The 17,208-nt window shown below is 64.5% G+C and carries 19 protein-coding genes; 13 read left to right on the forward strand and 6 right to left on the reverse strand.

The window, feature by feature from the left end; genetic code table 11:
* The first annotated feature begins 32 nt into the window (after nucleotides 1-32).
* The gene (locus CXY73_RS10485; protein ID WP_104134140.1) at nucleotides 33-488 is read left to right on the forward strand and encodes a DUF3093 domain-containing protein; all 456 of its coding nucleotides are present in this window, start codon (nucleotides 33-35) and stop codon (nucleotides 486-488) included.
* A gap of 2 nt (nucleotides 489-490) precedes the next feature.
* On the opposite strand, the gene CXY73_RS10490 is transcribed toward CXY73_RS10485, so the two are convergent.
* Nucleotides 491-784, reverse strand: a complete 294-nt coding sequence (locus tag CXY73_RS10490; protein ID WP_092112645.1) for a DUF4193 domain-containing protein — start codon at nucleotides 782-784, stop codon at nucleotides 491-493.
* A 199-nt stretch (nucleotides 785-983) separates the two neighbouring features.
* Here CXY73_RS10490 and sepH point away from each other — a divergent pair, with 199 nt between their 5' ends.
* Both sepH and CXY73_RS10500 read left to right on the forward strand, forming a co-directional pair.
* On the forward strand, nucleotides 984-2,117 hold the full coding sequence (gene sepH / locus CXY73_RS10495; RefSeq protein ID WP_104134141.1) for a septation protein SepH: 1,134 nt from the start codon (nucleotides 984-986) through the stop codon (nucleotides 2,115-2,117).
* Between the two features lie 369 nt (nucleotides 2,118-2,486).
* On the forward strand, nucleotides 2,487-3,530 hold the full coding sequence (locus CXY73_RS10500) for an aromatic acid exporter family protein (RefSeq protein WP_104177672.1): 1,044 nt from the start codon (nucleotides 2,487-2,489) through the stop codon (nucleotides 3,528-3,530).
* Between the two features lie 204 nt (nucleotides 3,531-3,734).
* Here the strand turns inward: CXY73_RS10500 and CXY73_RS10505 are convergent, their stop codons facing one another.
* The 3 genes from CXY73_RS10505 to CXY73_RS10515 form a co-directional block, all read right to left on the reverse strand.
* Nucleotides 3,735-4,463 carry an amino acid ABC transporter ATP-binding protein gene (locus CXY73_RS10505; RefSeq protein ID WP_104177673.1) on the reverse strand — a complete coding sequence of 243 codons (729 nt, stop codon included), beginning with the start codon at nucleotides 4,461-4,463 and terminating at the stop codon, nucleotides 3,735-3,737.
* Entirely contained in the window at nucleotides 4,460-5,923 is a 1,464-nt protein-coding gene (locus CXY73_RS10510) for an amino acid ABC transporter substrate-binding protein/permease (RefSeq protein WP_368665848.1), read from the reverse strand. Before CXY73_RS10510 ends, CXY73_RS10505 begins: the two co-directional genes overlap by 4 nt.
* A gap of 154 nt (nucleotides 5,924-6,077) precedes the next feature.
* Nucleotides 6,078-7,112: a nitronate monooxygenase family protein gene (locus tag CXY73_RS10515; protein WP_104177674.1), complete on the reverse strand. Its 1,035-nt coding sequence runs from the start codon at nucleotides 7,110-7,112 to the stop codon at nucleotides 6,078-6,080.
* Between the two features lie 212 nt (nucleotides 7,113-7,324).
* On the opposite strand from CXY73_RS10515, the gene CXY73_RS21970 reads away from it, so the two are divergent.
* From CXY73_RS21970 to CXY73_RS10525, 3 genes are all read left to right on the forward strand, one after another.
* The gene (locus tag CXY73_RS21970; protein WP_158254100.1) at nucleotides 7,325-7,495 is read left to right on the forward strand and encodes a hypothetical protein; all 171 of its coding nucleotides are present in this window, start codon (nucleotides 7,325-7,327) and stop codon (nucleotides 7,493-7,495) included.
* A gap of 204 nt (nucleotides 7,496-7,699) precedes the next feature.
* Nucleotides 7,700-7,990, forward strand: a complete 291-nt coding sequence (locus CXY73_RS10520) for a DUF4287 domain-containing protein (RefSeq protein WP_104134146.1) — start codon at nucleotides 7,700-7,702, stop codon at nucleotides 7,988-7,990.
* Nucleotides 7,991-8,091: 101 nt separating this feature from the next.
* Nucleotides 8,092-8,529, forward strand: coding sequence for a hypothetical protein (locus CXY73_RS10525; RefSeq protein WP_146072723.1), 438 nt, complete (start codon nucleotides 8,092-8,094; stop codon nucleotides 8,527-8,529).
* A 219-nt stretch (nucleotides 8,530-8,748) separates the two neighbouring features.
* Here CXY73_RS10525 and CXY73_RS10530 read toward each other — a convergent pair whose 3' ends face one another.
* Nucleotides 8,749-9,309 (reverse strand): YceI family protein, encoded by a 561-nt coding sequence (locus tag CXY73_RS10530; RefSeq protein ID WP_104134148.1) that lies wholly within the window; start codon nucleotides 9,307-9,309, stop codon nucleotides 8,749-8,751.
* 194 nt (nucleotides 9,310-9,503) lie between these two features.
* Between CXY73_RS10530 and CXY73_RS10535 the strand changes: the two genes are divergently transcribed.
* The 6 genes from CXY73_RS10535 to CXY73_RS10560 all read left to right on the forward strand — a co-directional run bounded on the left by CXY73_RS10535 (nucleotide 9,504) and on the right by CXY73_RS10560 (nucleotide 16,277).
* Nucleotides 9,504-10,322 (forward strand): oxygenase MpaB family protein, encoded by an 819-nt coding sequence (locus tag CXY73_RS10535; protein ID WP_233198258.1) that lies wholly within the window; start codon nucleotides 9,504-9,506, stop codon nucleotides 10,320-10,322.
* A 7-nt stretch (nucleotides 10,323-10,329) separates the two neighbouring features.
* A complete protein-coding gene (locus CXY73_RS10540; RefSeq protein ID WP_104177676.1) occupies nucleotides 10,330-10,818 on the forward strand; it encodes an Lrp/AsnC family transcriptional regulator in 489 nt (162 codons plus the stop codon).
* A gap of 110 nt (nucleotides 10,819-10,928) precedes the next feature.
* Nucleotides 10,929-12,071 carry a pyruvate dehydrogenase (acetyl-transferring) E1 component subunit alpha gene (gene pdhA, locus CXY73_RS10545; protein ID WP_104177677.1) on the forward strand — a complete coding sequence of 381 codons (1,143 nt, stop codon included), beginning with the start codon at nucleotides 10,929-10,931 and terminating at the stop codon, nucleotides 12,069-12,071.
* The gene (locus CXY73_RS10550) at nucleotides 12,068-13,087 is read left to right on the forward strand and encodes an alpha-ketoacid dehydrogenase subunit beta (protein ID WP_104134152.1); all 1,020 of its coding nucleotides are present in this window, start codon (nucleotides 12,068-12,070) and stop codon (nucleotides 13,085-13,087) included. Before pdhA ends, CXY73_RS10550 begins: the two co-directional genes overlap by 4 nt.
* Nucleotides 13,087-14,559: a dihydrolipoamide acetyltransferase family protein gene (locus tag CXY73_RS10555; RefSeq protein ID WP_104177683.1), complete on the forward strand. Its 1,473-nt coding sequence runs from the start codon at nucleotides 13,087-13,089 to the stop codon at nucleotides 14,557-14,559. Before CXY73_RS10550 ends, CXY73_RS10555 begins: the two co-directional genes overlap by 1 nt.
* Before the next feature lie 332 nt (nucleotides 14,560-14,891).
* Nucleotides 14,892-16,277 (forward strand): DUF2079 domain-containing protein, encoded by a 1,386-nt coding sequence (locus tag CXY73_RS10560; protein ID WP_104177678.1) that lies wholly within the window; start codon nucleotides 14,892-14,894, stop codon nucleotides 16,275-16,277.
* A 43-nt stretch (nucleotides 16,278-16,320) separates the two neighbouring features.
* Here the strand turns inward: CXY73_RS10560 and CXY73_RS10565 are convergent, their stop codons facing one another.
* Nucleotides 16,321-16,830: a hypothetical protein gene (locus CXY73_RS10565; RefSeq protein WP_104177679.1), complete on the reverse strand. Its 510-nt coding sequence runs from the start codon at nucleotides 16,828-16,830 to the stop codon at nucleotides 16,321-16,323.
* A 116-nt stretch (nucleotides 16,831-16,946) separates the two neighbouring features.
* Between CXY73_RS10565 and CXY73_RS22810 the strand changes: the two genes are divergently transcribed.
* The coding region (locus CXY73_RS22810) for a hypothetical protein (RefSeq protein WP_233198259.1) at nucleotides 16,947-17,208 on the forward strand (262 nt) is incomplete at its 3' end.

A 17,208-nucleotide genomic window follows, 5' to 3' on the forward strand; every position in this document is an offset into this window, starting at 1 on the left:
AGGGTAGTGCAGATATCTGATCGAATAGAGCCATGCCTGATTACCGCGAAAAACTCTGGCCTACTCCATGGGCCTTCATCGTCACCGCATTGGTGATACCGGCGAGCATCCTGGTGCTCGTCCCGATTTCCCTGCCGGCCGGCATCATCACGGCCGCCGTCCTCTATGGCGGCTGCGTACTGCTGCTCGTTCTGGCCTCGCCGGTCGTGCGGGTGCAGAACGGCGAGCTGATCGCCGGCCCGGCCACGATTTCTACCCACCTTTTGGGGGAAGCTGTCTTCTTCGCGAAGGTCGAAGCCACCCAGGAGCGCGGTCCCAGGCTGGATGCCCGGGCCTGGCTGCTCATTCGCGGCTGGATCGACCCGGTCGTGCGCGTACCCATCGTCGATCCGACCGATCCGGCGCCATACTGGATCATCTCCAGCCGGCACCCGGCAGAGTTGGCCGCCGCGATCAATGGATCACGAACGGCCAACATCGGCCAGTAGGTCTAGGAGTCGCACTCCAAGCAGACAGTGCCGAGCTTGGTCTCGTGGCCCATCTGCGAGCGGTGCTTCACGAGGAAACAATTCACGCAGGTGAATTCGTCAGCCTGCGCGGGCAGAACGACGACATCGAGATCCAGGTCGGACAAATCGGCGCCGGGTAGGTCGAACCCACCCGGGTTATCGGAGTCGTCAACATCAACACTGCCGGACATTTTATCTGGCACACGTTCCTTGAGGGCCTCGATCGACTCGGAGTCGTCTTCAGTCTTTCGGGGTGCGTCGTAATCGGTTGCCATGCCCATCCATTCCAGTTACGCCGATAAACGAAATCGGCGGGCATAGTTTCCAACAATCCGGACGGAATAGCAAACCGTCCGCCAACCTATTTATTCGGACACGGAAAACAACTTGCGGCACGCCCAGCGTATTCCCGCAAAATGACCCCAAGTCGTGGCAGTCTTGCAGCCAACGGTAATCGCGAGAGGGCTTGTCTTCATGCAGGAATTGAAGGTTATTGGGGTTGAGAACGGTGCGCTGCTCGCAGCGTCCGAAGATGGTGACCGATATCGCATCGCCATTGACGAGGTTCTTCAGTCCCGGCTTCGCCAAACCCAGACGGAGCGGAGCCTCGCGCCCAAACTCTCCCCCCGGGAAGTTCAGGCGCACATTCGCTCTGGCATGTCCGCCGAGGATGTCGCGGCGGTCACCGGCGCGTCCCTCGACTACGTGCGCCGCTTCGAAGGCCCGGTCGTAGCCGAACGGGAATACATCGTCTCGTCGGCGCTCAGCGTACCGGTGCACACTGCCATCGATCCGGATCCGGTCGATGAGAACGCAAACTTCGGCAGCGTCATTCGGGAGCGTCTCGCCTCGCTTGGCGCCACCGGCGAACGCTGGGCAAGCTGGAAAGAGCCCGGCGGCGGATGGATCGTCAAACTGTCGTTCACCGCAGACGAGATCGACCACGACGCCCGCTGGGGCTTCGAACCCAAGAAAAACTCACTCTCACCGGTGGGCAGCGAAGCCATCGCGCTCTCGCAGCAGGGCGAGCTCAAGGGTTCACTCATTCCCCGGCTGCGCGCGGTCGGCTCGGAGACGAGCGCCGCCGACGTCTCCCGCTTCGACAGCAACGCCTTCAACTTCAAGGAATCCCTGCCCGACGAGATTTTGAACGACACCAGCCCGAACCTCGAGGCTGTGCCCTTCTCCCGTTCACTTAGCCGGGATGATGCGGTGTCCAAAGCCGCGATCAAACGCGCTGCCGAGCCGGCATCGAACATGAGCGAAACCGCGGATCTTCTGGAATCGTTGCGTCGGCGCCGCGGCGAACGCGAGGCGGCTGGCAGCCGGGATGCCTCCGTGGCCCCACCGATGGTATCCGCGTCGGTGCAGCCTGCGGCGGCGATGCGGCCCCGTCGGTCCTCGGCCACGGACAGCCCGGTTACCGACGAGTCCAGTGCGGCGCCGGCGACCACGCCGGAACCGACCGGCAACGCCTGGGCCAATCAGGCTGCCCGGGCGCAGGAGCGCACCAACCATGGGCGCACCACACCCAAGCGCGGTCGCGCATCGATGCCGAGCTGGGACGAAATCGTGTTCGGCGCTCGCACCGACGACGACCTGAGCTAGCTCGGACGACGGGCGACCCACGCATAACGACGCTGCAAAGAAGCCGGCGCGATCTTCGTAGCCGCCGACTCCCCCTATGAGACGATCGAAGAGTTGGTGACCGTTTGGAAGGCCGACCCGGCCACCTTTGCCGTCGGCGGCGGTTCTTCCCCGGTGGCCCGGACCAACTGGCGCGGACTGCTGGCCGCTTCCGGGTCTGACGGATGCCGAAATCGCCCATTTGATCGACGCCGTCACCACGATGCACGACAGCAATGAGTGGTAGCAGCTCGCGACGCCGGGTTTCCCGGTGTCGCACTCGAGCGCCGGCCGCGGGAGCTGCGGGTGCGTCGGCATCCGCTTGATGAGCGGCCGGGTTAGCCTTGAGCGGTGAAACTAACATCGGCCCTGCGCATCTCCACCCGCCTCCCGGTGCTGCAGGTTGTGAAGATCGCTGTCGCCGTCGCCCTGGCCTGGATCGTGTCCCAGCTGCTGCTGCCGAACGAACTACCCATCTTCGCTGCGATCGCCGCCCTGCTCGTGGTGCAGCCGAGTGTCAATCAGACCCTCGGGCGCGCGATCGAACGCACCGCTGGCGTCATCGGCGGAGTCATCATCGCCTCCACGATCGGCTTCTTCCTCGGCCAGTCGAGCTGGGTCGTACTCGGCACGATCGTGGTCAGCATCCTTGTCGCCTGGGCCCTGCGACTATCGCCGGTCTCGGCGAGCCAGATTCCGATCAGCGCCATGCTCGTGCTCGCGCTCGGTGCGACGACGCCGGGGTACGCCCTCGATCGCATCTTTGAAACGTTCATCGGTGCGGGGATCGCGCTCATCATCAACGCCCTGATCGTTCCGCCGGTGCTGATTGCGCCGGCACGCGATGCGGTGGGGCTGCTCGCTCGCGAGGTGGCTGATACATTCGTGCGCATCGCCCAGGCGCTGCGCGCACCGCAGAGCCCGGTCGATCTGATGGAGCTGATGATCAAGGCTCGCCTGCTGCGCCCCATGCTGGTGAAGGCGGAGAAGGCTATCGCACAGGCGGAGGAGAGCCTCATGCTCAACCCACGCAAGGCCAAACTGCGTCTGGCGCTCGACGCGGACCATGAGATGACCGGGCGGCTGCCGACGCTTGTGACCCGTGCCATCGGCATGACCCGAGCCCTGCACGATCACTATGATGCGTCCCTGCAGTTCGAGCCGAGCGTTCAGGCTTTTTCCGAGGAGCTGGCCCGGGCTGCCCACGATCTGCGGTTGCTCGCTCGTACGGAGGGCGACTTCACGGTTGCGCCCGAACCGCCGGCACCCGAGGTGCTGGCTTTGACCGCGCCGCTGCGCATCGTCACGCCACACCCCGACCACTGGATTTTGATCGGCTCCCTCATGGAAGACCTGCGCCGGGTACGCGAGGAGATCGTCGGCGATCGGGCCTGAGCCGGTGCATCCGCTCCGATGACTGCGCAGGAGGGGATGGCCGCGGCCCGCAGTGCCGGCTGCGCCCGAAACGGGTACCCGCTACAACGGTTCGTTAGTTACCGTAGCGCTTGTCAATATCGGGCGCGCCCGCGACTTTACCGACAGAAAAACGGATGCCCCGCGCGAGTCTCGGGCGGGGCATCCGTTCTCAGGTCACACGGCTTAGAGCACCTTGGAGAGGAAATCCTGGGTGCGTTCATGCTGCGGGTTGCCGAACAGCTCGGCTGGAGTTCCTTCTTCGACGATGAGGCCATCAGCCATGAAAATGACCCGGTCGGCGACCTCCCGGGCGAAACCCATCTCGTGGGTGACGACGATCATGGTCATGCCCTCGGCGGCGAGGTCGCGGATGACCTGCAGCACCTCCCCGACCATTTCAGGGTCGAGGGCGCTCGTGGCCTCGTCGAACAGCATGATGTCGGGGTTCACCGCGAGCGACCGGGCGATCGCGACGCGCTGCTTCTGGCCGCCGGAGAGTTGCGCGGGGCGGGCATCCGCCTTGTCGGACAGACCCACCCGGTCGAGCAGTTTCAGGGCGGTGGCGCGGGCATCCGCCTTGGATTCCTTCTTCAACTCGGTCGGCGCGAGCATGATGTTCTGCAGCACCGTCATGTGCGGAAACAGGTTGAAGTGTTGAAACACCATGCCGATGTGCTGGCGCACCTCGTTCAGGTCGACCGTCTTGTCGCTGAGGTTGAATCCATCGACGATGACCGTGCCGGCGCTGAGCTCGTCGAGCTTGTTCAGACAGCGCAGCAAGGTGGACTTACCGGAACCCGAGGGGCCGATGACGCAGACAACCTCGCCCTCGGTGATCTCGACGTCGAGGCCCTTGAGGACCTCGTTGTATCCGAACGACTTGCGGAGGCCCGTGACACTGATCTTGCTCATTTGTTGAACCTCTTATCAAGCTTGTTGGAGAGCATGGTGAGCAGGTTGATGACGATGAAGTACAGCGCCGCGACGATCAGCAGCGTCTCACCGGTGCGAAAGTTCGCCGCGTAGATCTGCTGGCCCTGATAGGTGAGCTCGGCGAATCCGATCACAGCGAGCAGCGAGGTGTCCTTCAGGGTCATCACGAACTGGTTGATGAACGACGGCGTCATGATCTTCACGGCTTGAGGCAGTACGACGCGGCGCATGGTCGTGACGTAGCCGAGACCGAGGCTGCGACCGGCTTCGGTCTGGCCCGGATCGACCGACTGGATTCCGCCGCGCACGATCTCGGTCATGTAGGCACCGGCGTTCAGGCTCAGGGTGAGCACACCGGCGGTGAGTACATCGATCGACTGCCCGCTGAGCTGCGGCAGCCCGAAGTAGAAGAAGAAGGCCTGCACGAGCAGTGGAGTTCCGCGAAAAATACTGACGTAGACGCTTGCGATGCCGCGCAGAATGCGACTCTCGGAGACGGTGAAGAAGCCGAATAGCACACCGAGCACGAGGGCGATCAGAATGGACAGGCCGGTCGCGAGCAGGGTCAGCCCGAGCCCCTTCATGAGCGCCGGCATGCTGTCGCTGAGCAGACCAAAGAAACCGGACGCCGCGGCAGGCGCCGGCTGCTCCAGGTAGGTATCAAGAATGGTCTGGTAGTCGCCGTTGTCTTTCAGCTCGGCCAGACCGGTATTGAAGGCGGCGAGCAGTTCGGGGTTCTGCCCCTTGTTGACGGCGAAACCGTAGGAGCTGCCCTGTTCCTTCTCGGTGACCGATTTGAGCCCGTTGTTCTGGTTGATGCCGTAGGCGAGTACGGGATAGTCGTCGAACACCGCGACGGAGTTGCCGGCCTTGACGTCGTCATACATCGTGGCCGAGTCGGCGAGGGCCTTGACCGTGAAGTCGTACTCGTCCTTGATCGAGTTGGCGAAGGTTTCGCCCTCGCTGCCGCGCTTGGCGACGACGGTTTCGCCGGCCAGACCTGCGTATCCGGTGATCTCAGTGTTGTCCTCGGCGACGGCCATCTGCACACCGGAGTCGAAGTACGGGTCGGAGAAGTCGAAGATGAGCTCGCGCTCGTCGGTGATCGACATGCCGGCGATGACGCCGTCCACCTGATTGGACTGCAGCGCCTGCAGCGCCGCATCGAAGCCGAGTGACTTGATCTCGACCGTGAAGCCCTGGTTCGCGGCGATGTCGCGAACCAGGTCCATGTCGATGCCGGTGAGTTCACCGTCTTCGCGGTATTCGAACGGCGCGAAGGTGGTGTCGGTGCCGATGACGTAGTTTTCGCCGGTGACAGCGGCCTGCGATGGGTTTGCGGCCGCGGCGCTGACACCGAGGAATCCGCCCGCCAGGGCCAGCAGTGCCGTGACGGCGACTGTGAGCTTGCCCGCCCGGAACATAATGATTTTGCGCAAAAGAGAACCATTTCTTGTCGTGCGATCGGATCGGCCTGGCGGCTTTCGTGCCGATCGACGCTGATCTACCGGGGAGCGGATGCTGCACACCCTGTCGAAAGAGCCTACCTTGGGGTGCACGCCCACTGGTTCTGCGCCGCTACAGGGCGCCGCGCTACAGGGCGACGGCAGCGTGCGTATCGGCCCACAACCTTGCGAGCACGGTCGCAGCTGAGCCGGTGCTCGCTTCGCGAAACCCGGTGCCGGCCCAGAGTGCGAGGCCGTCTGGGTCACCGCGGCGGGCGGCATCCGCTCGCACGGTCTTGGTGAGGTGGTGCACCTGCGGATACTCCCGGGGCGCGGTAGCGTCGTGGGCGGTGGTGAAGGCGTTGCGCAAGGCCCGAGCCGGGCGACCGGAGAAGGCCCGCGTGATGACGGTTTCGGTGAATCGCGGATCGACGAGGGCGTCCTGGTGGGCCCGGTTCACGCCCGACTCGTCGGTGCGCAGCAGGGCAGTGCCGAGCTGCACAGCTTCGGCACCGGCGGCCAGTAACGAGGCGATCTGCCCGCCGGAGTGGATGCCGCCCGCTACGATCAGCGGCAGTGTTACCGCCTCGCGAATCGCGATCAACAGCTCCCCCAATGCCAGGGTGCCCGGTTCGTCCCGCGTGGCGAAGGTCCCCCGGTGCCCGCCGGCCTCCGGCCCCTGCACGCAGAACGCGTCGACGCCGCGATCGACCGCCTCAAGGGCTTCGGGCACCGAGGTGACCGTGGCGATCAGGAACGAGCCGGCCGAGTGTATCCGCTCCACTGAGTCTCGTGGGGGCAGACCAAAGGTGAAAGACACCACCGGAACCTTGTGCGCGATGACGACGGCCACCTTGTCGGCGAACCAGTCGTCGTCGGTCTCGTCAATTTCACCGAATGTGGCCGCGGGGTTCTCGCGAGCGAGCATACCGCGGTAGGTCTCGACGGCGGCCCGGTCGGTCAGGGGCGCCTGCGGAACGAACAGGTTGACACCGAAGGGATTCTTCGTGCGCTGCTGCACGTCGACGATCTGCTCGGCCAAGGCCTGCGGCGTTTTGTAGCCGCCGGCGAGAAAGCCGAGGCCGCCGGCATCGCTCACGGCGACAGCGAGGTTAGGCGTTGAGGCGCCGCCGGCCATGGGGGCCGCGACGATGGCAATGTACAGGTCAGAAATGGAAAACACGAACGCTCCTTGTCAAAATGGAATGTTAATCTAGCCGCTGGAGTCACGCTCTAAGAGCGACTCTAGGCGGTGAACCCCACATCGGTACCTTGGCACAGATCAACAACTTGTACCCGTCTGCGCGTGGCCCCATGATCGAGTACTAAGAAGCTTTAGGCGTTGCGACGCTCTTCTTCACCACGGTCAGGTAGCCGGTCTAGGCGGCTGTGCCCTTGACGGTCATGCAGTGGTTCCGGTCCGCCGCTGCCGGAGTCCAGCTGCCGGGTACTGCGACGAGTTGCTGGCCGGCTCTGACCACTGCGTTGACGCTCGGCGTCGGGCCGATCAACTTGCCCGGCCGTACCGGTGCGGTCGCGGCGCTAGTCGTGCTGGTTGCGCCGTAACCTGCCTTCGTGCTGGTGATTGTGATCGTGCCGCCGAGGTGCGCTGTACTGAGGGCGTAGGCGCTCGTTGTCGCTGTAGCCCGACGCGGTTTCCAGATTCAGCGTGTGGGGTAAAAATCGTGCGTAGTCTATCACTAGACGGCGTTTCAAGCCCCAAGATGCAGCGGCTCGGCCGCTCCAGGCGCCGCTTATTTAGGAGATCAGATGTCCTTTCAGGCCTATCTCACGGCGATCGAAGACAAGTCCGGATTGACCCCGCGTGCACTCGTCGCGCTGGCGCACGAGCACGGATTCGACGACCCCGCGACAAAAGCCGGCGCCATCGTCGACTGGCTCAAAACCGACTATGGCCTCGGCCGCGGCCACGCGATGGCGCTCGTCTACGTGATCAAGAACGGCACGACGATCAGCGAGAAGCACGTCGGAACCGACGGGGTGCACCGTGACGAGTCCGTCGAGTTGTGGCTCGATGGCCAGGACACCCGCCCGGTCTGACTCGGGCGTGCAGGGCGACAGGGCCAGGCGATAATAAGGCCGAAGACGGTAACTCGCGCTCGCGTCTTCCGGCAAGCCCACGAGACAACAACTTCGGCCCCATGGACGACGCACACACCGCGCTTTGCACAGTGAGCCGCGGTGGAGCGGAACAGCTGGTTGCACGTTCGGTATCGATAGGGTGGAACGAGGAAGGGTGCGTGATCATGGGGTATTTCTACATCGCTGTCGGGCTGCTCATCGTGCTGATGAACGTACTCACCTATCGGGGAGTGCTCAATCCACGGTCGCTCAACGGCCTTCGGCGACGACAACCCGGCGACTCGGATGCCGCCTGGCGCGCTGGCCTGCGCGCGGCTGTTCCGTTCGGGCTCACGATCGCAGCCATTGCCATACTGATGGGCTCCCTCCTGCTCGTCATACCACAGCACACCACGCAGGGCGTGATCTTTGGGGGCAGCATTCTTCTGGTCATCGCCGCTCTGCTCGCGATCCGTCGCCTCGACCGCACGGTTAAACGTGTCAGGGTGAGCGAATGAGTGCAGCCGCCCCATCAACCCCGTGTGCTCGAGTGGGCCGCACGGCAGCTCGGGGCGTTCGCCCGGGTGAAAACCTGGGCTCCCAACTATCAAGATCTCGGCTGGACCGATCTCGATGCGTTGCGCTGCGCTGACGCCTGACCGCGTGGATGCTCGTCAGTTCGCATTAACGACTCAGGGCCCCACCGAAGTGAGGCCCTGCACCAGGAATGCTACGGGTTACGCGTTGAGCGCGGCCTGCAGTTCAAGGGTGATGGTGACCTTGTCGCCGAGCAGCATGCCGCCGGTTTCGAGGGCAGCGTTGTAGGTGAGGCCGAAGTCTTCACGGTTGACCTCGGTCTTGGCCGTGGCGCCGAACTTGTAGTTGCCGTAGGGATCTCCGCCGAAGCCGCCGAACTCGAATTCGAACGTGGCCGCCTTAGTAACGCCCTTGATGGTGATGTTACCGTCGACGAGGTACTCACCCTTGACCACGCGCACACCGGTCGACGCGAAGTCGATGGTCGGGTACGTCTCAGCGTCGAAGAAGTCTCCGGTGCGAAGGTGACCGTCGCGGTTGGGCTCGTTGGTGTTGATCGAGACGACCTTGGCCGAGGCGGTGACGCTCGTCTGGAGCGGGTTCTCGCCGGTCACAAAGGTGGCGTCGAAGTCATCGAAGGTGCCCTTGACCTTGCTGATGACGATGTGACGAATGCTGAAGCTGACGGAGCTGTGGGTCTTGTCGATGATCCATGTTCCGGCCTTGTAGCCCGGGATGTCGGTGATCGTGGTCTCGCTCATAGAAATTCTCCTCAAGTATGTGGGCCCAGGAATTGTCGCCCTCGGATACATGCAAGCGCATAGAAGACGTTCATATTCCCCAGAAAACAAATATTCATCTCTTCCTGTTCGGGCGTTCAGACGGGACTTAAACTCAGGCCGACCGAATAGGCTCACCCTGTCACGAGGTTCTGCGTGTTTATTGGGAGGTCTCTGTGGGCACACACGCACCAAGCCTGCGTGGGGTGGCGGGTGAGAGCCTGCTGATCGCTGCTGGAGGCCGGGCCATCCTGCTGCAGCTGGCGAATCCGGCCATCGGACACGGTGTTGCCGACCACAGCCATTTCGCCGCCAAACCACTCGCCCGGCTGAACGGCACACTCAGCTACGTCTACGCCACCGTCTTCGGCGAGGCCGACCTGGCCGCAGCGATGGCCGCACGGGTCAATCACGCGCACGTTCCCGTGCACTCAGTCGGCCCGACTCCCAAGTACAACGCCTTTACCCCCAAATTGCAGCTCTGGGTTGCTGCGACCCTGTATGAATCAGCCACCCACCTGCACGCGTTGATCTACGGCCCACTCGACGACGACACGGCCGATGCCGTCTATAGCGAATACGCCCGGCTCGGCACGTCGCTGCAGGTGCCGCCAGAACTGTGGCCGAAAGATCGCACCGCCTTTCGCCAGTATTGGAACGAGCAACTGCCGCTGCTGACAACGGATGCCGCCACCCGCGCGGTCGCGCACGAGCTGTTGCACTCGCGGTCGGCTCCGTTCTGGTATCGAGCCGCCCTCCCGCTGGCCCGGCTCATGACCGCCGGACTGCTACCGCCCCGCGTTCGTGTGCTGTTCGAACTCCCCTGGTCAAAGCGGCACGAACGGCGCTTTGATCGCGTGCTGGGCGGCATCCGCTTGATTTATCCCCGTCTGCCGCGCGCGCTGCGACACTGGCCCAAGAATCACTATCTTCGCGTGCTGCGCAAATCCGCTCTGCGCGAATCTCCGGTAGCTGCGCCCGCGCCGGTAGTGTGAGAGTTCAATGACGCAGCCCCAGACTCCCCACCCCGGACTCGACAGCACCGATCGCCAGATCATCGCCGAGCTCAGCCGGGACGGTCGACTCTCGATGCGCCAGCTGGCCCTGCAGGTGCACATCTCCCGCACCGCCGCCCACACCCGGGTGCAGAAGCTGATCAGCCACGGCGTAATCACCGGCTTCGGTGCCCAGACCGACCGTAAGGCCCTGGGGCTGAACGTGTCGGCGCTCGTCGTTGTGAAAATCGGTGATGTCGCCTGGGGCGCGATCGCCGCGCAGCTCGCCGAACTGCCTTTCGTCGAGAAGGCACAGGCTGTGAGTGGCGATATCGACATCATCCTCACGGTGAGCGCTCCCGACCATGAGCAGCTCAGCCAGGCCATTCTGCGCGATATCCACACTATGCCCGGGGTGATCTCGACCCGGTCCCACCTCATTCTCGACGAGATCACCGGGCACGCGCCCGGCGCGACTCCGGACGCCTGGCACTGATTCAGGACTCAACTATGCCGATTGGTCGCCGTCTCGCGCATGATCGGCCAATCGTTCACAACTGCGAAAAAGCGCAGCCAGACCTGTAAAAAAGGGCGCACCATTGGCTCATGAGCCTCAATGTCGAGAGCACGCCGCTGACGGCCGTGCTGGCACCCCCACCCCTGCGTTTGATCGATGATTCAGGGAACGCCGTCCTCGACAGCGAGAGCGGCGGATTCGTCCTTCCCCCGATCGAGACGCTGCTCGGCCTCTATCGGCAGATGGTCGTGGCCCGCCGGTTCGACGTGCAGGTCACCGCCCTCACTCGGCAAGGTCGCCTCGCCACCTACCCGTCCGCGCTCGGCCAAGAAGCCTGCGAGATCGCTGCCGTCGCCGCACTCGCCCCGCAGGACTGGCTGTTTCCGACCTACCGAGACAGCATCGCGCTGCTCGCCCGCGGCGTCGAGCCGAAGGACATTCTCGCCTCCTTCCGCGGCGACTGGCACAGCGGTTACGACTACCAGCAGCACCGCATCGCCCCGCAGGCGACGCCGCTCGCCACCCAGGCGCTGCACGCCGTGGGCCTCGCAACCGCGGCCAAGCTCAAGCGCGACGACACCGTGGCGCTTACCCTGCTCGGCGACGGTGCCACGAGCGAGGGTGACGCCCACGAGGCGTTCAACTTTGCCGCGGTCTGGCAGGCGCCCGTCGTCTTCGTAGTGCAGAACAACCAGTTCGCGATCAGCGTTCCCCTCGACAAACAGATGGCCTGCCGAACCATCGCCGACAAGGCGATCGGCTACGGCATGCCCGGCTTCTACGTCGACGGCAACGACGCCGCCGCAATGTACGCCGTCGTGTCGGCGGCGGTCGACCGAGCGCGCAACGGCGGCGGCCCGACCCTGATCGAAGGCCTCACCTACCGCATCGAGGCCCACACCAACTCGGATGACCCCACCCGCTATCGCAAAACCGCCGACGTCGACCTGTGGCGCAGCCGCGACCCGATCGAACGCCTGGAGAAGTACCTCATCGCCCAGGGGGCCTTGTCCAACGACGAGCGCGCCGATATTGCTGCCGCAGCCGAGACGCTCGCGGCGACGACCCGGGAGTGCATGACCGAGCAAGCGGTGGTCGATCCGCTCGAGCTGTTCGAGCACGTCTACGCCACTCCCCGCACCGCTCTGGCCGAGCAACGTGCCTTTCTGGCGGCCGAACTCGACGGCGACGCCGAAGCATCCGCTGGTGAAAACGAAAAGAGCACCCGATGAGCCCCCAGCAGACCCTCGAGACCGGTACCGGTGTGCGCGCGCCCGAAAACCTGACCCTGGCCGCCGCCCTGAACGCGGCCATTCGCGACGCCATGGTCGATGACCCAACGGTCGTGCTGTTCGGCGAGGACGTCGGCCCGCTCGGCGGCGTGTTTCGGGTGACCGACGGCCTGTACGCCGAGTTCGGCGAGACCCGAGTGAGCGACTCGCCGCTGGCCGAGGCCGGCATTGTGGGAACGGCGATCGGCATGGCCATGTACGGCCTGCGCCCGGTGGTGGAGATGCAGTTCGACGCGTTCAGCTACCCGGCGTTCCAGCAGATCGTGTCGCATGTAGCGAAGATGCGTAATCGTACGCGCGGTAAGGTTTCGCTGCCGATCGTCATTCGCATTCCCTACGCCGGTGATATCGGCGGCGTTGAGCATCACTCGGACTCCTCGGAGGCGTATTGGACGGCGACGCCGGGGCTGACCGTGGTGAGCCCGTCAAACCCGGCCGACGCCTACTCGATGCTGCGCGAGGCCATTGCGAGCGATGACCCGGTGATCTTCATGGAGCCGAAGAGTCGCTACTGGAGCAAGGCATCGCTGGCACTGCCGGTGCAGACCGAGCCGCTGAACCGGGCCGTCGTGCTGCGGGAGGGCAGCGATGTCACGCTCATCGCCTACGGTCCGACTGTGAAGACCGCCCTCGCGACGGCCGAACAGGGTTTGGCTGAGGGGCTCTCCATTGAGGTCATCGACCTGCGCACGCTGTCGCCGTTTGATGACGAGACGGTCGGGGCCTCCGTTCGAAAGACCGGCCGGGCCGCGATTGTGCACGAGGCCGCCCAGTTCGGCGGTTACGGCGCCGAGGTGGCCGCTCGTTTGACCGAACGCAACTTCTTCTACCTGGCCGCGCCAATTTTGCGCATCACCGGCTTCGATATTCCGTACCCGTCGCCCAAACTCGAGGAGTATTTCTTGCCGACTCCCGACCGTATTCTCGCCGCACTGTCGACTTGGGAGTGGTCCTGATGAGCCGCGAGTTTCTGCTGCCCGACCTCGGTGAAGGACTGACCGAGGCCGAGATCGTGGCCTGGCTGGTCGCTCCCGGTGACACGATCGTCATCGACCAGGCCGTGGTCGAGGTTGAATCGGCCAAGTCGATCGTGGAGCTGCCGTCGCCCTACGGCGGCGTCGTGGCGAGCCTGTTCGGCGAGCCCGGCCAGGTCATTCACGCCGGGCAGGTGTTGCTGACGGTGGTCGATACTGCAGCGGATGCCGCAGCGGGCAAAGCAATGGGCGACGCGCCCGCTGGTTCGGCCGCTTCAGGTGGTTCAGCACGAGCACCCGTCGGCGTTCCGGCCGCTGCGGCCACCGTCGCCGCAGCCACCGAAGATTCCGGCGCCGTTCTCGTGGGCTACGGCACGACCGAGAGCACCAGGCCGGCCCGCCGCGTGGCCGCTGGCCGGTTCGGCCGCGCCGGCACGTCGAGCGTTGCTGCCCCCGCGGCAACGGATGCGCCGGCTCCGCCCGCACCGACGCCCGCAATCGCGGCCGAGCGACCGGCCGAGGCGGCATCCGTTTCGACGAGCGGCCTCGACTCGAACCACCGCTCCCCTGTCGTATCGCCGATCGTGCGCCGACTGGCGCGAGAGAACGGGTTTGACGCGAGCCTGCTGTCCGGCAACGGGCACGACGGTCTGGTGCTGCGCAGCGACGTCGAGGAACACATTCGCGCGCTAACGACGCCAGCGGTAACCGTCGTTGAGGCTGTGGCGACGCCGCCTCGCGCGGCACCTACCGACCACGAGACCGCGGATATCCGCATTCCGATCTCCGGACTGCGCAAGGTTGTCTCGCAGCGGCTGACCACGTCGCGGCGGGAGATTCCAGAGGCGACGATCTGGCTCGACGTCGACGCGACGGCTTTGTTTGCCGCGCGAGATCAGCTGCTCCAGACGACCGGAGAACGATTCAGCGTCACAGCGCTCATTGCGCGTTTCGTGGTGGCCGGTTTACGCCGGTATCCGGTGCTCAACTCCTCGGTCGATACTGCGAGTCAGGAGATTCTGCAGCACGGCGCGGTAAACCTCGGAATTGCGGCGCAGACCGCACGCGGACTGATGGTTCCCGTCATCCACGGGGCGCATGCGATGAGCACACGTCAACTGCGCGACGCCCTCGCCGCGCTCGTGGCGCAGTCGCCGGACGGCACCTTCGCGCCGAGCGCACTGACCGGCGGAACCTTCACGCTCAACAACTTCGGGTCGCTCGGTGTTGACGGTTCGGCCGCGATCATCAACCACCCGGAGGCGGCCATTCTCGGTATCGGGCGAATGATCGAACGGCCCTGGGTGGTCGATCACGAACTTGCGGTGCGTACTGTGGTGGAACTCTCGATGGTTTTCGACCATCGGGTCTGCGACGGCGGAACGGCCGCGGGTTTTCTCACCTATGTGTCCGGCTGCATCGAAAACCCGGTCACTCTGCTCGCCGACCTGTAAGAGCACCGGGATAAAGAGAACACCTTCGCAGAGGGATGCGAAGGTGTTTTCTGGGACACTCGCCGGTGTAGAGGGGCTGCGAGCGCACGATTGGGCCAGCGTGCGGTTGCGTGCGCTGAGGGTCGGGTTCGCGCCGCGCCCCTGAAACAGGGCCAAGGGCCCCGGACTGCGACAGAATCTCAGTCAAGCGGATGCTGCGGCGCGGGTGGCGCTGTCTGGACGCTCCGTCTGCTCCCTCGGTGCGCAGGGTACCGGTCGAGGCGACATGCTGGGCGACGCTGGGGCACGGTGACATGCTGCAGCGCTTAATGCCGGTGCGTTAGCGTGGTCGAATGAGGGGATTTCGCGTCGGAATGTTTCGGCCAGGCATGGGGCGGCCGACTTTACTCCCGGTCGCCGTCGGGCTCATGACGACCACGCTGTACACCGTATTCTCGGCCCTACAGTGGCGCAGCTTCGCCGCTCCGTCCTGGGACCTGGGCATCTTCACCCAGCTGGCCGGGCAGTATGCCGCGCTCGAGGCACCGATTGTCACTATCAAGGGCGAGGGATTCAACCTGCTGGGTGACCACTTTCATCCACTCCTGATGTTGCTCGGCCCGATTTTTGCGATCTTTCCGCACGCCTTCACCCTGCTGGTGGTGCAGAACGCCCTGTTCGGCGTGGCCGCCGCTGCACTCACCTATGGTGCAATCCGGCTGCTCGGACCCGCGACCGGCACGCTGTTCGGGCTGGCCTTCGGCCTCAGCTGGGGACTGCAGGGCGCGGTGGAGGCGCAGTTTCACGAGATCGCGTTCGCCGTTCCGCTGGTGGCCCTGTCGCTGACCGCCTTTCTGCTGCGCAAGTGGATGGCGTGCCTGCTCTGGGCGATGCCGCTTGTGTTCGTCAAGGAGGACCTCGGCCTCACCGTTGCCGCCCTCGGCATCGTGCTGGCCGTGCGCAGCCGGCATCCGCTTGGAGTGTGGCTTGGCGTCTGGGGTATCGGCTGGTTCGCGCTCGCGAGCCTCGTGATACTGCCGCTGCTCAACCCGAATGGAGCCTGGGCCTATTCGAGTAGCATCGACCCACTGAGTATTCTGAATGATCCGGCCGCACTGCTGCAGCCGCAGAAGGGTGTGACCCTGCTTCTGCTGCTCGTCGCCGGCGGCGTGATTGCGGTGCGATCGCCGCTCGCGCTTGTGTTGCTGCCGACGCTGGCCTGGCGGTTTCTGTCCGATAATTCGGGCTACTGGGGTCCAACCTGGCAGTACAGCGCCGTGCTCATGCCGATCGTGTTCGCTGCCGCGCTCGATGGCATCGTGCTCGTGCGCGCCAGCCGTCGAGGCTGGCTGCGCGGTTACGGGCGGCGGGCGGCATCCGTTCCGATTGTTGCCGGTCTGGTGCTCGCGACGACGCTACCGCTATTCAAACTGACGAATATATCGGCCAATTTTTCTACGGATCGCGCCGCTGCCGCGCAGGCCACCCTCTCCGTTGTGCCCGACGGCGCCCGGGTCGAATCCGATATCGGGCTGATGAATTATCTGGTGGAACGAACGGACGTTTACTGGCTCGGCAACCAGAATCCGCTCCCGGACTATCTAGTGATCGACCTTGCGGCGGGCGGCCTGCCCGGCGAATGGACTTCGGCGCAGGTCGTCGCCGCGGCCTTACACCCCGGCGTGGTGTTCACAACGATTTACTCCGCCGGCGGCTACGAGGTCGCCCGCTTTCGCTGAGACCTGCTGGCGCAGCCAGGTTCAGGCTGGTCACCAGCTTGGCCTAGGGAACCGTCGGGTCTATTGCGCTTGGCTCGACGTTCGGCTGTACGGGTAGCACCGGAACCATCCATTTCTGGGCGAGAAGGAACGGAAGCCCTCCGTAACCGCAGGCGGCAAACGTGAAAAGCACCCAGGCGCCCATCTCGGGTTCTGCAGTACCGGCGGCAATTGTGATACCGGCCGTGGTCAGCCAGAGGCACGACGACAGCCCGGCAGCGAAGCCGAGTCCGAGATACACCGATCGGCGATTGGGAGCGCCACGCTCGCGCAACCAATAGGTGGCGAAAAGTGCAGCGCCCAGACTCACCACGACTGCGATCGCCCCCATCGCCACGGTCGGCATCGTCGAGCTCACCGCGCCGTCGCGGCCCCATTGCCGCGGCAGCACAGCGGGCAGGCGTTCAATCCACAGCAGCCAGGTGACGACAACGGCCGCGATGGGCAGCCACAGTGTTGCCGCCGCCGCAACATCGCGCGGGCGTGTCGGCGCCGAACTACTTACCAGTGTCATGTGCTCCCCCGATCACGTGCTGAACGACACGGCCGCCTTCGCACACACTCCATCCAATCACGGACGAACCGGTTGTTCCGGCCCGCCCGATTCCCAGCTAGAGCTCGTGAAAGCGCATGAATGGTTACTCCGCCGTGCTGACGCAGCAATTCACCCGCTCACGCGGCCAGTTGCAGCCCCAGGAATCCTCCCGGCTCGAGTGCCGCAACCTGATCGGCAACCGCACTCCCCGATCAGAAATGGTTCTGAATATATATCCATGTTTACATGAGTTTTTCTCGATTCTATGTGCGTTCTGCGCTATAATTGTGGGTGAAGGAGGCGCCGTCGCCATGACCCTCACCGCCCCGCCCGCAGCAGCCGGTTCAATCCCGGAGC

This window comes from Cryobacterium sp. Y50 (assembly GCF_002929805.1).
In the GTDB taxonomy this organism is placed as follows: Bacteria; Actinomycetota; Actinomycetes; order Actinomycetales; family Microbacteriaceae; genus Cryobacterium.

What these genes read in the sequence shown, in the direction of transcription:
- CXY73_RS10520 (WP_104134146.1), top strand. Translation starts at nt 7,700, where the DNA reads ATGTCCTTTCAGGCCTATCTCACGGCGATCGAAGACAAGTCCGGATTG.
- CXY73_RS10490 (WP_092112645.1), bottom strand. Translation starts at nt 784, where the DNA reads ATGGCAACCGATTACGACGCACCCCGAAAGACTGAAGACGACTCCGAG.
- CXY73_RS10540 (WP_104177676.1), top strand. Translation starts at nt 10,330, where the DNA reads ATGACGCAGCCCCAGACTCCCCACCCCGGACTCGACAGCACCGATCGC.
- CXY73_RS10485 (WP_104134140.1), top strand. Translation starts at nt 33, where the DNA reads ATGCCTGATTACCGCGAAAAACTCTGGCCTACTCCATGGGCCTTCATC.
- CXY73_RS10505 (WP_104177673.1), bottom strand. Translation starts at nt 4,463, where the DNA reads ATGAGCAAGATCAGTGTCACGGGCCTCCGCAAGTCGTTCGGATACAAC.
- CXY73_RS10560 (WP_104177678.1), top strand. Translation starts at nt 14,892, where the DNA reads ATGAGGGGATTTCGCGTCGGAATGTTTCGGCCAGGCATGGGGCGGCCG.
- CXY73_RS10525 (WP_146072723.1), top strand. Translation starts at nt 8,092, where the DNA reads ATGGACGACGCACACACCGCGCTTTGCACAGTGAGCCGCGGTGGAGCG.
- CXY73_RS10530 (WP_104134148.1), bottom strand. Translation starts at nt 9,309, where the DNA reads ATGAGCGAGACCACGATCACCGACATCCCGGGCTACAAGGCCGGAACA.
- CXY73_RS10565 (WP_104177679.1), bottom strand. Translation starts at nt 16,830, where the DNA reads ATGACACTGGTAAGTAGTTCGGCGCCGACACGCCCGCGCGATGTTGCG.
- pdhA (WP_104177677.1), top strand. Translation starts at nt 10,929, where the DNA reads ATGAGCCTCAATGTCGAGAGCACGCCGCTGACGGCCGTGCTGGCACCC.
- sepH (WP_104134141.1), top strand. Translation starts at nt 984, where the DNA reads ATGCAGGAATTGAAGGTTATTGGGGTTGAGAACGGTGCGCTGCTCGCA.
- CXY73_RS10550 (WP_104134152.1), top strand. Translation starts at nt 12,068, where the DNA reads ATGAGCCCCCAGCAGACCCTCGAGACCGGTACCGGTGTGCGCGCGCCC.
- CXY73_RS10555 (WP_104177683.1), top strand. Translation starts at nt 13,087, where the DNA reads ATGAGCCGCGAGTTTCTGCTGCCCGACCTCGGTGAAGGACTGACCGAG.